8 protein-coding genes are annotated in these 14,123 nt (G+C 72.1%); 3 read left to right on the forward strand and 5 right to left on the reverse strand.

What is annotated here, in order from left to right; translation table 11 throughout:
* Positions 1-123: 123 nt before the first annotated feature.
* On the reverse strand, positions 124-876 hold the full coding sequence (locus tag ATC03_RS16430; protein ID WP_067879440.1) for an SDR family oxidoreductase: 753 nt from the start codon (positions 874-876) through the stop codon (positions 124-126).
* Between the two features lie 124 nt (positions 877-1,000).
* Here ATC03_RS16430 and ATC03_RS16435 point away from each other — a divergent pair, with 124 nt between their 5' ends.
* Positions 1,001-2,389, forward strand: coding sequence for an MFS transporter (locus ATC03_RS16435; protein WP_418118922.1), 1,389 nt, complete (start codon positions 1,001-1,003; stop codon positions 2,387-2,389).
* Positions 2,390-2,472: 83 nt separating this feature from the next.
* On the opposite strand, the gene ATC03_RS16440 is transcribed toward ATC03_RS16435, so the two are convergent.
* Positions 2,473-6,432, reverse strand: coding sequence for a S8 family peptidase (locus ATC03_RS16440; protein ID WP_152030988.1), 3,960 nt, complete (start codon positions 6,430-6,432; stop codon positions 2,473-2,475).
* Between the two features lie 162 nt (positions 6,433-6,594).
* Here ATC03_RS16440 and ATC03_RS16445 point away from each other — a divergent pair, with 162 nt between their 5' ends.
* On the forward strand, positions 6,595-7,596 hold the full coding sequence (locus tag ATC03_RS16445; protein ID WP_227820137.1) for a helix-turn-helix domain-containing protein: 1,002 nt from the start codon (positions 6,595-6,597) through the stop codon (positions 7,594-7,596).
* 124 nt (positions 7,597-7,720) lie between these two features.
* Here ATC03_RS16445 and ATC03_RS16450 read toward each other — a convergent pair whose 3' ends face one another.
* Positions 7,721-8,581 (reverse strand): 3-hydroxyacyl-CoA dehydrogenase, encoded by an 861-nt coding sequence (locus ATC03_RS16450; protein ID WP_067879445.1) that lies wholly within the window; start codon positions 8,579-8,581, stop codon positions 7,721-7,723.
* Positions 8,578-9,105: a MarR family winged helix-turn-helix transcriptional regulator gene (locus ATC03_RS16455; RefSeq protein WP_067879447.1), complete on the reverse strand. Its 528-nt coding sequence runs from the start codon at positions 9,103-9,105 to the stop codon at positions 8,578-8,580. The genes ATC03_RS16450 and ATC03_RS16455 overlap by 4 nt, the downstream gene beginning before the upstream one ends.
* 360 nt (positions 9,106-9,465) lie before the next feature.
* Between ATC03_RS16455 and ATC03_RS16460 the strand changes: the two genes are divergently transcribed.
* Positions 9,466-10,851 carry a choice-of-anchor A family protein gene (locus tag ATC03_RS16460; protein ID WP_084003570.1) on the forward strand — a complete coding sequence of 462 codons (1,386 nt, stop codon included), beginning with the start codon at positions 9,466-9,468 and terminating at the stop codon, positions 10,849-10,851.
* 78 nt (positions 10,852-10,929) lie between these two features.
* Here the strand turns inward: ATC03_RS16460 and ATC03_RS16465 are convergent, their stop codons facing one another.
* Positions 10,930-14,088: a DEAD/DEAH box helicase gene (locus ATC03_RS16465; RefSeq protein ID WP_227820138.1), complete on the reverse strand. Its 3,159-nt coding sequence runs from the start codon at positions 14,086-14,088 to the stop codon at positions 10,930-10,932.
* Positions 14,089-14,123: the final 35 nt, after the last annotated feature.

Below are 14,123 nucleotides of genomic sequence, written 5' to 3' on the forward strand. Positions count from 1 at the left end.
GGTTCTCGTCTCTGTGTCGGGTTCGGGATGTCGGTGGCGGATGTCAGTGGCGGATGTCGGTGGCGGATGTCGCGAGCGGAGGTCGCGGGCCGGCGCCGGGCGTCGTCGTCGGGTGGGCCGGCTTCAGCCGATCGGCCGCAGGCTCGCGCCGCCGTCGATGAGGATCGTCTGCCCGGTGATCCACGCGGCATCCTCGGAGAGGAGGAACGCAACGGGACCCGCCACGTCGTCGGGAACGCCGAGGCGCTGCAGCGGGTACTCGGCGGCGACCTCGGTCTCGCGGCCTTCGTAGAGCGCCCGGGCGAACGCGGTCTTGACGACCGCGGGCGCGACGGCGTTGACGCGGATGCCGGGCGCGAGCTCGTGCGCGAGCTGGATCGTGAGGTTCACGAGCGCCGCCTTCGAGACGCCGTAGAACGCGATGCCGGGCGCCGCGGACACCGCGGAGATCGACGAGAGGTTCACGATCGAACGGGTGAGCCCCGCGGCGACCGCGTCTCGGGTCCACTCGAGCGCGGCGATGACGTTGACCTCGAGGATCTTGCGGATCGCGGACGGCTCGACCTCGAGCACCGGCCCGTACACCGGGTTGATGCCCGCGTTGTTCACGAGATGGTCGATCCGGCCGTGCTCGTCGGCGATGCGGGCGAAGACCGCCGCGCGATGCGCCGGATCGTCGGCCTTGCCCGCGATGCCGGTGGCGCGCCCGGCCCCGGCGGCCGCGTCGATCTCGGCGACGGCCGTTTCGAGCGACTCCTCGGAGCGGCCCGTGATCACGACCTTCGCCCCCTCGGTCGCGAGGCGTTTCGCGATCGCGAGGCCGATGCCCCGGCTGCCGCCCGTGATGAGCGCTACGCTGCTCTCGAACCTCTGCACGCGTCTCCCCTTCGAGTTCGCGGTCGTGTGATGGAGCCAGCATACCGACTAGACGGTATGCGACCAAGCCAACGTCACCGTGTTCGAGACTTCCACTCGACGGGGTGAAGATGGACGGGTGAGCATTCCCACCCCCGCGGCATCCCCGTTCTCCACGGTGCCGCCGTGGCGGCTGTGGTTGATCTGGGGCGTCGGCGTCGCCGCGTACATGCTCTCGATCACGAACCGTACCTCGCTCTCGGCGGTCGGCGTCGACGCCGCCGTGCGATTCGACGCCGACGCGTCGACGCTGTCGATGTTCGCCGTGATCCAGCTCGCGGTGTACGGCGGCATGCAGATCCCGGTCGGCGTGCTGCTCGACCGCATCGGCGCTCGACCGATGATCACCATCGGCATGGCGCTCATGGCGATCGGGCAGGCCGTGCTCGCGTTCGCGCCCGATGTCGGCTGGGCGATCGTCGCCCGCATGCTCGTCGGCGCCGGTGACGCGGCCGTGTTCCCGAGCGTGCTGCGCGTGGTCGCCGTGTGGTTCCCGGCCAGGCAGGCGCCGTTCCTCGTGCAGATGACCGGCATCCTCGGCCAGTTCGGTCAGCTCGCCGCGATCTTCCCGCTCGCCGCGCTGCTGCACGCGACCACCTGGACGATCGCGTTCGGCAGCCTCGCCGGCCTCGGGGTGCTGTTCACCGTGCTGACCTTCGCCGTGATCCGCAACCGTCCGCCCGATCGTGCCGAGGACGTCTCGGTCGACACCCAGACCGGCGCGATCCAGATCGTGCGGTCGTCGGTCGACTTCCGCGAGGGGTTCCGCCAGTCGTGGGCGCACCCGGCGACGCGGCTCGCGTTCTGGTCGCACTTCACGACGCCGTTCTCGGGCACGGCGTTCATGCTGCTCTGGGGGTTCCCGTTCCTCACGGTCGGCCAGGGGCTCACCGCGCCGGTCGCGTCGCTCGTGTTCAGCGTCTACGTCGTGTGCGGCATGCTCTCGGGGCCGGTCATCGGCGCACTCTCGAGCCGGCACCCGATGCGTCGCTCACGCATGCTCGTGCTGCCGATCATCGCGCTGCAGGCCGTGATCTGGCTCGTCGTGATCGGCTGGCCCGGGCAGGCGCCGCTCTGGCTGCTGTTCGTGCTCGCGTTCGCGATGAGCACGGGTGGGCCCGCGTCGATGATCGGCTTCGACCACGCGCGCACGTTCAACCCGGCGCATCGCCTCAGCACGGCGACGGGCATCGTGAACGTCGGCGGGTTCCTCGCGGCGTTGCTCGCGATCCTCTTCATCGGTCTCGCGATGGACTTCCAGGGTGCCGGCACGCCCGCCTCGTACACGCTCGAGGCGTTCCGCATCGCGTTCCTCACGCAGGTGCCGCTCTGGGTGCTCGGCGCGACCTTCATCGTGATCGAGCGCCGGCGCACGCGCGTGCACCTCGGACTCGACGAGCCGCGGGTTCGGCGTCGCCGCCGGGGCGTCGCAGCCGCGGGCGACACCCCGGGCGACGAACTCCCGCTCGACTGAACGTTCGGGAGGATCCCGCACGGAAGGGAGGACCGAACCCGCAGGTCCGGTCCTCCCGATCGCGCGATCGCCTCCCGATCAGGTCAGGGGTGGCCGCCACCGTGCCAGCCGGGCCAGCCCCAGCCGCCGTGACCGCCGCCGCCGTTCCCGCCGTGACCTCCGCCGCCGTGCCCACCGCCGCCGTTCCCGGGGTGGCCGCCGTTCCCGCCGCCCTTCTTCGCGGGTGCGACCTCGAACGCCCGCTCGATCTCCTGGCTGAAGGTCGCGCCCGCGGCATCCGTCGCCGTCACCCGCAGGTCGACCCACGCGCCGGCGTCGGGCACGGCCAGCTTGGCCGCGTACGCCGTGACGAGGTCGCGCCCCTCGGAGAACATCGGCGCACCGTCGGGCGACGGCGCATCGACCTCCGTGTCGGCCGAGGTCTTCTTGAGCGCGACCGTCTTCCAGGCGCCGCCGGCGACCCGCGCCTCGAGCGTCGCGCCGGAGACCGCCGCGATGCCGGATGCCTCGGCGACGTGTCCGACTTCGAGCCCGAGCTCGACCGAGCCGCCGCGCTTGCGCTCGGCGCCCGCCTTGCCCGAGTCGTCGAGGTCGACGTCGTAGACGGCCTGCAGCATCGGCAGCAGCTGCCGACTGGAGTCGCTCGCCGTGCCCGTGGACCGGAACGTCCACTCGGTCGTGGTCGAGGTCGAGGATGCCAGGTACGTGCCGTCGTGGGTCGCGGTGTTCACGACCCGCCACTCGGATTCGCCGTCGGGCAGGTCCCAGACGGTCGCACCCTGGAACGGCGCCGATGCTGCGAGCTCGCCGTCGAGGTAGACCTCGGTGAGCTGCGACCGGTCGGCGGCGCCGGAGTACGTGTCGAAGGCACCCGTGTGATCGGCATTCGCGCCGTCGGCCCACGACGGCAGGTTGACCTGCGCGTAGTCGCCGGTGCGGTTCGGCGCCCAGTACCCGGGCCCGACGTACGGACGCACGATCGAGCCGAAGTAGCTCGTCTCGACCTTCTGTCCGGGCTCGTACGCCCGCTGGATGTCGCGGACCTCCCACCCGGCGTCGACGACCGACGCGTCCTGGTACCACTCGACCTGGTCGGTGTTGACCCACTCGGTGCGCTCGAGGCCACGCGTCGTGCGCATCGGGAAGCCCGATCCGTACTCGGTTCCCGGCACGAAGTCGTACCGGTACTCGCCGACCGTGGCCGGGTCGCCGTAGTAGGTCGTGTCGATGCGGGCGAGCTTCTTCGGCCGGTAGTCGAGCTTCTGGGGCACCGAGCCGTCGCTGTAGCGGGCGATGTCCCAGATCTCGTCGGCGTTCGGGATTCCCGTGCCGCTCACGGTGACCGGCTTCTTCGCGATCGCGTCGAGCACCCGGCGTCCCTGCACGCCGCTGACCGCGGCGACCGGGATGGGGGTGTCGGCGGTGTAGTCGTCGGAGCCGACCCACTCGCTGAGCTCCCCGTCGCCGTCGTTGACGGTGAGCAGCAACGCAGCACCCGCGGCGACGGCGTTCGCCGAACGCTCGGGCGCCGAGACGACGTCGGAACGGGTCACGACCGCGACCTTGCCCTTCACGTCGACCGCGGCGAACTCCTCGACGCTGCCGAGGCCCACGGCGACCGCGCCGGCGCGGATCCGGCCGTCGAGCAGGGTCGAGCCGACCTGCGGGATGAGGTCGAGCTGCTCCTTGCCCGCCGTCAGCGACAGCGTCGGCTCCTGCAGGCGCCACCGCGTGGTGAAGTCGAAGCTCTCGGCCTCTGGCGCATCCATCGGCTGGGCGTAGAGCTCATCGACCCAGACCGGCGCGAGGGCGCTGCCCGTGAAGCCGTCGACCTTGTAGTCCATGCGGCGCACCGTGGCCTCGAGCCCCTTCTCGCCGACGTCGACGGTCACGGGCTTCGTGGCCCGCGCGTCGAACGCGACGCTCGCCGCACCGTCGAGCACGACGTCGGGGTCGCCGACGAGCGCGATCGCCTGGGTGTCGGCGTCGCGGGCGACGTCCATGAACGACATCACCGAGTAGAGACCGGCGGGCAGGCGCAGCGTGGTCTCGCCGGGAACGCCGAAGGAGGTGTACCAGCCGGTCGCGGCGTTCCAGATCCACCCGGAGGTCTCGAGCGGCTCGCCCGCGAAGTCGGTCGCCGTGACGGTGAGGTCGTAGCGTTCCGCCTCCGCGATGATGCCGAGCGCGGTGCGGGTGACCGGGTCGCCGGCGACGGCGGCGGTGAGCACGCCCGAGAGCTGCACTCCGGCCGGCACCTTCGCCGGGTCGGCCGTGAGCACGACCGATCGGGTCTCGCCCGCCGGGATCGTGAGCGAGGCGGCATCCATCGTGAGCACGTCGGATGCTTCGGCGGTGCCGGATGCGTCGGCCGCGCGACCGGCCTCGATGCCGCCGCCCGCGCCGGGCGTGGTGTCGGTGAGCGTCGCCGCCAGGTCGACCGTGACCTCGGCGGCGCCGCGGTTCGCGTACTCGATCGTGCGGGTGACCGGCGTCGCGTCCTCGCCCCACGTCAGCATGCCGAAGTCGCCAGACCCGGATGCCACGACGTCGGCCTCGGTCGCCGCGGCGACGTCGACGACGCCGGAGCCGACCTGGTAGGGCGTGAGCCCGACATCCGTCGCCGTGCTCGTGAGCGCCGCCCGCAGTTGCGCGCCGGTGTACTCCGGATGCTGCTGCTTCACGATCGCCGCGGCGCCCGCGACGTGCGGGGTCGCCATCGACGTGCCGCTCATGCCGATGTACGACCCCTCGCCGGGGCTGTCCGCCGAGCGGGCGGCCGTGACGTCGTTGCCCGGACCGGCGAGGTCGGGCTTCAGCGCGCCGGAGCGCACGAGCGGCCCCTGGCTCGAGAACCACGAGAGCTCGCCGCTGGGGTCGTCGACCGAACCGATGGTGAGGGCGCTCGCAGCGGAACCGGGCGAGCCGACCGTCTCCGGCGCGCTCGAGTTTCCGGCGGCGACGATGAAGAGCGCGTCGGTCTCGGCCGAGATCACGTTCAGGGCCTGCGACATGAGGTCGGTGCCGTCGTCGCCGTAGCGGGTGCCGAGGCTCATCGAGACGATGTCGGCGCGGTCCGCGGCCCACTCCATGGCGGAGATGATCCACGAGTCCTGGCCCTCGCCGGTGGCGCTCAGCACCTTGCCGACGAGCAGGTTCGCGCCGTCGGCGACACCGCGGTGGGTTCCGCCGCTCGCGGCTCCCGTGCCGGCGATCGTCGAGGCGACATGCGTGCCGTGGCCGTTCGGGTCGTCGGAGACGGACTCGTCGGGAACGAAGCTGGTCGAGTCGGCGAGCACGCGGCCCGCGAGGTCGGGGTGGGTGTCGTCGTATCCGGTGTCGAGCACGGCGACGGTCACGCCGTCTCCGGTGTATCCGGCCGCCCACGCCGCGGGCGCACCGATGTAGGGCACGCTCGAGTCGAGCGTCGCCTGCACCTTGCCGTCGAGGTGGATCGCGGCGACGCCGCCGCCGAGGCTCACCGCGCCTGGTGCGCTGAAGCTACGGGCATCGGAGGCCGCGGCATCCGTCAGCGCGGCCCAGGTCGACTCCGCACTCGCGTGCTCGGCCGACGCGGCCGCACCGCCGATGCTCGCGAGCGGCGCGCCGACGTCGATGCCCGGCACGGGCGCCGAGAAGCTGCGGGCCGATGACGCGTCGTCGAGCTCGAGGATCACCGGGGTTGCGTCGACGGAGGCGTCGTCGTAGCCGTACTCGATGAGGCGGCTGACGTTGAACAGGTCGCCGTCGACGACGCCCGCCGTGACGAAGGGCATGGCCGACCTCGGCAGCACGTGCAACTCGCCCTCGACCTCGATGGTCTGGAAGGCCTCTCCCGGGTCGACGGCGTCGATCGCGACCGCGTGCGTGCCGCCCGCGAGGTCGGTCACGGTGACGCGGTCGCCGGTGATGAGGGTGACGGTGTGCGTGCCGCCCGCGGCGGCCGGTGCTGCGGCCGAAGCGGCCGGCGGCGGGGTGCCGCCTCGGGCTGGATCGGCGGTGGCCGGAAGGGCGGCTGCGCCGACCCCGGCGACGCCGATCACGAGGCCGCTGATGGCGGCCGCGAACGATCGGCGATGTGCGAATGGACTCGTGCTTCGTGGCATTAGGGATACCTCTCACGCGTTCGGACTGGCTTGCCAAGCAACCTCTCACGGCGCGTTGGCTAGGGTGGTGGCGGAGAGATGCCATGGCTTCGATCCGCCATGACGGCGGTCGGCGGGGCGAGGGAACGGAAGGCGCTCGTGCTCGAGGCGATCGGACTGGACGATGAGCACACCGCGCTCTATCGGCTCGTCCTGCAGGCGCCCTCGTCGAGCATCGACGAGCTCGCGGAATCCGCGGCGAAGCCGAGGTCCGAGGTGCGCGCGATCGTCGCCGAGCTCGAGCGTCTCGGCCTGCTCGCGCGGCAGGCCTCCGCGCCCGACCGCGTCGTCGCCTCGCCGCCGTCGCTCGCCCTGCGGCCGATGCTCCTCGACCGCGAGCGCCGGCTGACCCAGGCGCACGAGGTGCTCGTCGAGCTGAGCGAGATCTACCGCAGCGGGGCCGCGCAGCGCACGGCGCCCGACGTCGTCGACGTCGTGCTCGGAGCGGATGCCGTGCGCCAGCGCTTCGCCCAGCTGCAGGCCTCGGCGACGGAGCAGGTTCGCGTGCTCATGCTGAGCGACGTGGCATTCCTCGACGCCACCGAGAACACGGCTGAAGACGAAGCACTGCGGAGGGGGGTGCGCTACCGCGTGATCGTCGAGAAGGCCGTGCTCGAGTGGCCGGGCTTCATCGACGCGGCCCGCGAGTCCGCGCCGTTCGGCGAGGAGGTGCGCGTGCTGCCGACCCTGCCGACGCGCCTCATCATCGCCGACGACGACGTGGCGATGCTGCCGATGCGTTCGCACGGCGAGGAGCGGTCGTCGGGCGCGCTGCTCGTGAACCCGAGCGGCCTGCTCGACCTCGTGATCGCGACCTTCGAGGAGTACTGGGCGACCTCGACGGAGTTCATCTCGACCGGCGAGCTGCCCGGCGCGCACGACGCGGTCGACCGCGACCTGCTGAAGCTGCTGCTGCTGGGGCTCACGGATGCCGCGGCCGGCGCGCAGCTCGGCATCTCGGTGCGCACGGTGCAGCGGCGGGTCGCCGAGCTCATGGAGACGGCCGGCGTCACGACCAGGTTGCAGCTCGGCGCCGAGGCCGTGCGGCGGGCCTGGGTGTAGGCGCACCGGCGAGGCGTGCGCAAGCGTTCGCGGAGCGGGTGGGCTGAGACGACGGATGCCGCGACGAGGCGTCTCGTCGCGGCATCCGCTCGGCTCGGAAGGGGTGGGGCGAAACCCGCGCGGATCAGGCCTTCGAGTAGGAGTAGAAGCCCTCGCCCGTGGCGACGCCGAGCTTGCCCTGGTCGATGTAGCGCTCCTTGAGGAGGTCGGCGAACGCCTGCTGCTTCGCACCGCCGGCCTTGGAGATGTTGTAGGCCGTGGTGAGGCCGACGATGTCGTAGATCTGGAACGGGCCCATGGGCGCGCCGGTGCCGATGCGCCAGGTCTTGTCGATGGCGTCGGGCTCGGCGATGCCGTCGACGAGCAGCTCGCCCGCGGCCGAGAGGAACGGCACGAGGAGGGAGTTCAGCAGGTAGCCGGCCTTCTCCTTCTTGATCTCGATCGGGACCATGCCGATCTTCGCCGCGAAGTCGACCACGGTCGCGTACACGGCGGGGTCGGTGGCCTCGGTGCCCATGACCTCGGCGGTGTTGTGCGCCCACACGCGGTTCGCGAAGTGCAGCGCGAGGAACCGGTCGGCGCGGCCGGTGAACGGCGCGAGGTCGCTCGGCAGCAGGGTCGACGAGTTCGTGGCGAAGATCGTGCGCTCGGGGGCGAGTGCGGAGAGCTTCTCGTAGGTCGACTGCTTGAGCGAGAGCTGCTCGGGGATCGCCTCGATGATCAGGTCGGCGTTCGCGACGGCGTCGGCGAGGTCGGCGGTCGTCCGGATGCGGCCGAGTGCGGCCTCCGCGCCGTCGGCGGCACCCGCGACGTTCTCGGTCACGTAGGTCTGGGCGAGCCCGGCGAAGCGCTGCTTCGCGGCCTCGAGTGCGGCGTCGTCGATGTCGTAGGCGACGACGTCGAACCCGCTGAACGCGGTCTGGTAGGCGATCTGCGAGCCGAGCACTCCGGTGCCCAGGACGGTGACGTTCGCGATGGCGGTCATTGCTGTTCCTTCTTCTCTTCTTCTGCGCCCTGTGGGGCGTTCTCGTGAGGCCCGTCGGGGGTCTCGAGCGGATGCCGCGGGCGGGTCTCGCCCGGGCGTCCGACGTTGAATCGCTGCAGGTCGCGCGCGAAGCGGGCGACCTCGTCGTCGCTCCAGCCGTCGAGCTGGCCGGCGACGATGCCGTGCAGGATGGCGATGGCCTCGTCGTAGGCGGCCCGCCCCGACGCCGTGAGCTCGAGGGGTGTACCGCGGCCCGCGGCATCCGCCACTTCGCGGACGACCCCGAGCGCGACGAGCCCGGCGAGCTGACGCGAGACCGTGGAGCGGTTGAGCCGGTACGCCTGCGCGATGTCGACCGAGCGGCAGCCGGGGTGGTCGACGATGAAGCCGAGGATCGACTGGTCGGTCATGCTCAGGCTGAGGTTCGCGGTGCGAGCATCGGCGACGCCCCTGCGGCTCACGACGATGAGGGCGCCGAGGATGTCGGAGGTCGCGGTCTCGCGCGATGTCGTCGTACCGGTCATGGCGTCCTCCTGTTGCTGCCCTGTTGCCGCTGCTTGATGCAACGCTACGCCGCTGTGTTGCATTCCGCAACATAGCGACCGGCGTCCCGGCGATCGAACCGCGGACGTCGCAGCCTGCGTCGATCGCGTCGAAACCGTGACCTCTCGCGCCCGGCTCGGCATGGCGAATACTCGGCTTCGCGTGATAGTAAAGAAACCTGACGAACTCGCGTCATGATTCGCGGGTTCTGTCGTCTCTCGTTGTGAGGGCCGTTCGCTCGCGCGAACCGCGCCCCACGGAGCACGAAGCTGCTCCAACCGCGGATCCCTTCGACGGGTACCCAGCCGCGGAGTACCGCCCCGACCCGAACGGAGTTCCACGTGCCCACCCCCGCGCCCCGACGCGCCCGCCTGCGCAAGAGCCTCAGCCTGCTCGCCATCACCGGCCTCGCCGCCTCCGGCGCTGCCGCGATCTCGGTCATCGGCGCCGCGCCGGCGACCGCAGCCACTGCGCCGGCACTCACCTGCCCGCCGAGCGGCGAGATGCCGCCCCTCGGGCACCTCCCCGTCTTCACCGACTCGAGCGTCGCGGTCTTCGCCGGCGGCGACTACCGCGCCCAGGGCGGCGCGGCGGAGTCCGAGGGCCTGCTGCTCGTCGCGGGCGACGCGACCTTCGCCAAGACCGGCGGCGGCGTCTTCAACATCGGCTCGGCCGGCTACGGCTCGGGCATCACGCCCGCGGGCGGCACCCAGATGCTCGCCGTCGGCGGCGACCTGTCGACCGTGAACGGCACGCAGCTGCACGTCGGCGCGAACCTCGCCGGTGGCGGCGACGTCACGGTCGGCGGCTCGATCGCCGCGGGCACGACGTTCGACCTCTGGGGCGGCGACGCCACCGGCGAACTCGGCGCCGCGAAGGCGATGAGCCCGAACGCGGGCTTCGCCTCGGTGCTCGACGACGCCTCCGACGACCTCGCGGCGCTGCCGGCGACCGACTCGGCGTCCACCGACGGCAACCAGGTGCGCTTCGCGAGCGCGGTCGACCGCGACCTCTACGTCTTCACGATCTCGGGCTCCGTGCTCGGCTCCAAGCCCGAGGTCGTCTTCGACCTCGCCTCCGACTCGGCGCCCGTGCTGATCAACGTGACCGGCGCGAAGCTCGACTGGGCCCCGAACTACTTCGCCGACGGCACCGTGCGCTTCGACGACCCGTCGGGTGCGGACTTCGGCACCTGGTCGTCGCGGCTCGCGTGGAACATCGCCGACGCGACGAAGGTCGAGCTCGGCCTCAACGGCCAGCTGATCGGCACCGTGCTCGCGCCCGACGCCGATGCGCAGGTCACCACGTCGACCAACGGCCGCCTCCTCGTCGGCGGCGATCTCACGGTCAGCGGCAGCGGTGTCGAGCACCACAACTACCCGTGGATCGGCGGCAAGGGCCTCGACTGCACGCCCGAACCCGCCGAGCCGACCGATCCCGTCGAGCCGACCGACCCGCCCACCCCGCTGGTTCCGATCGAGCCCGCGGATCCCGTCGGCCCCACCGACCCGACCGACCCCGCCGAACCGGCGCAGCCCGGCGGCGACGACTCGTCGACCGTGACGACGCCCGGCGCGACGCCGACCCCGACGCCGGCCGCGAACACCGTCGAGAAGCCCGGCCTCGCCTCGACCGGCTTCGACGCGCTCCCGCTTGCGATCGGCGCGGGCGCACTGCTCGCCGTCGCAGGCACCCTGCTCGTGATCGCGCGTCGCCGACGGGCCTGATCGGTCACGGCGAGATCACCCGAGCGGTGACGGATGCCCCGGGCTTCGGCTCGGGGCATCCGTCGTCTTCGGCGCGACTCACGCCTCGAGCAGCCCCCGGAGGTCGTCGGCCGTGAGCGCCTCTGCTGCACGCGGGTCTGCGGCATCCGTTCCCTCGTCGAGGATCGACGCGACGAGCTCGCCCTTGCGGGCCTTGAGCGCCATGACCTTCTGCTCGATGGTGTCGGCCGCGACGAGCCGATAGACCATGACCTGCTTGGTCTGCCCGATGCGGTGCGCGCGGTCGACGGCCTGCGCCTCGCTCGCGGGGTTCCACCACGGGTCGAGCAGGAACACGTAGTCGGCCTCGGTGAGGTTCAGCCCGAATCCGCCGGCCTTCAGGCTGATCAGGAACACGGATGCCTCGCCCGACCGGAACCGTTCGATCTCGGCGTCGCGGCGGCCGGCCGGGGTCGAGCCGTCGAGGTAGGCGTACGGCACGCCGGCGGTGTCGAGCCGCGAGCGCGCCCGACCGAGGAACGTCGTGAACTGGCTGAACACGAGCGCTCGATGCCCCTCGGCGAGCACGTCGTCGAGCTGCTCGAACAGCGCGTCGAGCTTGGCCGACGGCACGCTCCGGTAGGCATCGTCATCGATGAGCGTCGCGTCGAGCGCGAGCATGCGCAGCAGCGTGAGCGAGCGGTAGACGATGAAGCGGTTGCGGTCGAGGTCGTCGATGAGGCCGAGGAGCTTCTGCCGTTCGCGCTGCAGCACGGTGTCGTAGAGCCGCCGGTGCGACGGCGCGAGCGTCACCTCGAGCACCTGCTCCTGCTTCGCGGGCAACTCGGGCTCGACGCCGGCTTTCGTGCGTCGCAGCATGAGCGGGCGGATGCGTCGGCGCAGGCGGTCGCGACGCTCGAGGTTGCGATCGAGTTCGATCGGGCGGCGGTACTGCTCGTCGAAGCGGCGACGCGACGGGAACAGCCCCGGCGCCACGATCTGCAGGATCGCCCACAGCTCGCCGAGGTCGTTCTCGATCGGGGTGCCCGTGACCGCGAGCCGGAAGGGAGCACGGATGCCGCGGGCCGCCGCATGCACCTTGGTCGCCGCGTTCTTCACGAACTGCGCCTCGTCGAGCACGAGCCCGCCCCACTCGAGCGCGCCGAACGCCTCGGCCTCGAGGCGCAGCACCGCGTACGTCGTGATGACGAGGTCGGCGTCGGCCGCGGCCTCCGCGATGCTGCCCCGACGCTTCGCCTGGGTCGCGGTGACGGATGCCACGCGCAGGCCGGGCGTGAACCGAGCCGCCTCGCGGGCCCAGTTCGATGCGACCGAGGTCGGCGCGACGACGAGGAACGGCGCGTGGCCGTCCGCCGGTCGAGGAGGCGCGCCACCTTCCGCCGGTCGAGGAGGCGCGCCAGCGCCGTCTCGAGACCCACCCCGCTCCTGGTCTCGAGACGCTCCTCCGTCGCTCCTCGACCGACGGAGCTCGACGGCATGCGCGACGAGCGCGAGCGTCTGCGCGGTCTTGCCGAGGCCCATGTCGTCGGCGAGGATGCCGCCGAGCCGGCCCTGCCAGAGGTAGGCGAGCCATCGGAAGCCGGCGAGCTGATAGGGCCGCAGCGGCAGCGCGAGTCCGGCGGGCTCGGGCAGCGCCTCGACCTGCCCGTGCTCGAGGGCTTCGACGCTGCGGCGCCATGACACCGCGGGTTCGGCGATGTCGGCCAGGTCTTCGAAGTCGGCCCAGAGGCTCGTGCGGCTCGCATGGATGCGCACGCCCGTCTCCCACTCGGCGAGCGTGCCGGCCTCCTCGATGAGCTCGCGCAGCGGGTCGAAGATCGACTGGTTGAGCATGAGGTACGTCTTGTCGACGAGCAGCAGTCGGCGCTGCCCCTTCGCGAGCGCCCGGAACAGCGGCATGAACGGCACCATGCGACCGTCGATCGTGATGACGACGCCGAGGTCGAACCAGTCGGTCTTGCGCGACTCGACCGTGGTGACGCGCACCTTCGGCGGCTCGGTGAGCAGCCGGTAGTCGGGTCGGTCGCCGCGCTCGTCGATGCGCAGCGGATGCCGCGCGGCCAACGCCTCGATGCCCGGCAGGCGCTCGGCGACGAACTCCGCCGCGTCGACGCCCCGCAGCAGCACGGTGTCGAGCGGCACCCAGCCGAGCAGGTCGGACACCCGGGCGAGCAGGTCGTCGTCGAGATCGGGGTCGAGCACGGCGGCGGCGATGATCGCCGCGTGCGCCGCTCGCTCGCCGAGCCTGCCGGCGGCCACGATCGGGATCGTGCGCCCGTCGGCGCGCTGCCAGTGCCACTCGAGTCGGAGCACGTCGTGCGGCTCGAACCGCAGGTCGAGCACGAGCATGGTCGGCGCCGGAGGGGGCGGCTCGAACGACCCGTCGCGGCTCGTCACGTCGACCGACCCGGCGAGGGCCGGGTACGCGCGCAGGAACTCGGGCACGTCGCCAGCCGGCACGTGCACTGCGGCCGGGGCCGCGAGCAGGCCTCGCGCCGCCTCGGTGGGCGGCGCGGCGAACGGCGCGAGCTCGAGGCATCCGTCGTCGAAGTCGAAGCGGTAGACCCCGTGCGAGCCCACCGCGCGCACGTCGGCGAGCGCGCGCGGCGAACCGTCGAACGCGAGCTCGGGGGTGAGCGTCAGCGCGCCGTCGGCGGCCTCGTGCACGTCGAGCGCGATCGTCGCGGCAGCGTGCACGACGACGTCGGGCGTGGCTTCCGACCCGACGAGCCCGATGCCGAGCCTCGCGGCCTCGGCGAGCAGCGCCCACAGCAGCGGGCTCTCGAACTCGTCGAGCGTGACCCACTCGGACCCGTAGGTCGTGAACACGCTCGGCGAGCTGCCCTTCAGCAGCGCGAACTGCGCGAACCATCGCGCGTGCGCCGGGTCGAAGCCGCCGGCCTCGCCCTGGTAGGCGATGTTCTGCCAGGTCAGCGCGCCCTTGATCCACGCGCCGCGTGCACCCTGCGTGACCGGTCGAACCGCGAGACGGTCGACGGATGTCGCGCGCCGGGCGGGTTCGTCGCGCGGGCCCTGCCACTCACCGCTGCGACGCTGCACCTTGCGCCGCAACTCGAACTGCAGCCCCAAGCGCTTGGTCGGCCCGCCTTCGGCGCCGCGGGCGTCGGCGCCGGATCTCGGGTCACTCGCAGCCGGGGGTGCCGCGCCCAGCGGGGCGAGCACCGCGCGCCAATCGCCCGCGCGCCAATCGGGGGTGGGCGGCGGCGAGTCGGTCACCCGTTCATGCTCGCACGTGCCGCCGACCCCCGCCC

This window comes from Agromyces aureus, from assembly GCF_001660485.1.
GTDB classification, from domain to species: domain Bacteria; phylum Actinomycetota; class Actinomycetes; order Actinomycetales; family Microbacteriaceae; genus Agromyces; species Agromyces aureus.